A 1,558-nucleotide genomic window follows, 5' to 3' on the forward strand; every position below is an offset into this window, starting at 1 on the left:
GACGTGGCCGGGTGCCGAGGGCAGACGAAGGCGGGAGCACGGCCGGGGTGCGCGGGCGGCCTGCCCTTTGGGGACACCGGGCCTTTCCCCCGCTGCCGCGCTCGCCGCCGCGCTGACCGCCGTGGTGGCGCGCCACGAGGCGCTGCGCACCACCTTCGCCGAGCAGGATGGCCGACCGGTGCAGACCGTCCAGCCGGCCGGGCCGGTGGAGCTGCCGGTCCACGAGCCGGCCGAGGGCGAGAGCCTCGACGCCGTCCTGCTCCGGGAGTACTCCCGGCCCTTCGACCTCGCCCGGGGGCCGCTGCTGCGCGCCCTGCTGGTCGCCGAGTCGGAGCACGCGCACGTCCTGCAGCTGACCGCCCACCACATCGTCACCGACGGCTGGTCGATGGGCGTCGTGCTGGACGAGCTGTGCACCGCCTACGACGCGCTGGCCCGCGGCGCCGAGCCGAAGCTGCCCGAAGTCGCCACCCAGTACCCGGACTTCGCGCTCTGGCAGCGCGAGCAGCTCTCCGGCGACCGGCTGGAGCGGCAGCTCGCCCACTGGCGGGAGAAGCTGGCCGGCGCGGTGCCGCCCGAGCTGCCGCTGGACCACCCGCGGCGCGGCGAGGAGGCCGGCCCCGGCGCCCTGCACACCTTCACCGTCCCCGCGCCGCTCACCGCCCGGCTGCGCGCGCTCGCGGCCGAGCGGCAGGGCACCCTCAACACCGCGCTGGTGGCCGGCACCCAGGCCCTGCTGGCCCGCTGGTCCGGGCAGCCGGACGTCACGGTCGGCTCGCTGATGGCCGGGCGCTCCCGCACCGAGCTGGAACGGGCCGTCGGCTGCTTCGTCAACACGGTGGTGCTGCGCACCCGGGTGGAGCCCGGCGGCTCCTTCCGCGAGCTGCTCGCGGCCGCCACCGAGACCGGCAACGACGCCCTCGCGCACGGCGACACGCCCTTCGAGCGGCTCGTCGAGGCGGTCGGCGCGCCCCGCGAGGCCGGCCGCAACCCGCTGTTCGACGTCCTGGTGCTGCTGCACCCCGCCCCGCCCGCGACCGGCGACCCGCACGGGCTCGCCACCGCCCCGGTCACCGTGCCCCGGCAGGCCGCCACCTTCGACCTCAGCGTGGAGTTCGTCCCCGACGGCGAGGCGCTCACCGGCGTCCTGGAGTACCGCGCCGACCTCTTCGACGCCCCCACCGCCCGCCGGATGGCCGACCAGCTGCTGCGGCTGCTGGAGGGCGCCGCCGCCGAGCCGGACCGCCCGCTCGGCACCCTGCCGCTGCTCTCCGCGCGGGAGACCGAGCAGGTCACCCGGGACTGGAACGCCACCGCGCTGCCCGTCGAGCCGGTCGGCCTGCCCGAACTGTTCCGCCGCCGGGCCGCGCTGACCCCGCACGCCCTCGCCCTGGTCGCGGGGGAGGAGCGGCTCTCCTACGCCGCCCTGGACGCCCGCGCCGAACGGCTGGCCCGCCATCTGGTCGCCCGCGGCGCGGGCCCGGAGCGGCTGGTCGCGCTGCGGCTGCCGCGCACCGCCGACCTGGTGGTGGCCGTCCTCGCCGTCCTCAAGACCGGC

The 1,558-nt window shown here is 77.9% G+C and carries 1 protein-coding gene; it reads left to right on the forward strand.

Annotation, left to right across the window (positions count from 1 at the left end):
• Positions 1-67: 67 nt before the first annotated feature.
• Positions 68-1,558, forward strand: a 1,491-nt coding sequence (locus tag ABZW03_RS40755) for a condensation domain-containing protein (protein ID WP_355269908.1), incomplete at its 3' end; no start/stop codon positions are given.

The organism is Kitasatospora sp. NPDC004799, from assembly GCF_040609095.1.
GTDB lineage: Bacteria > Actinomycetota > Actinomycetes > Streptomycetales > Streptomycetaceae > Kitasatospora.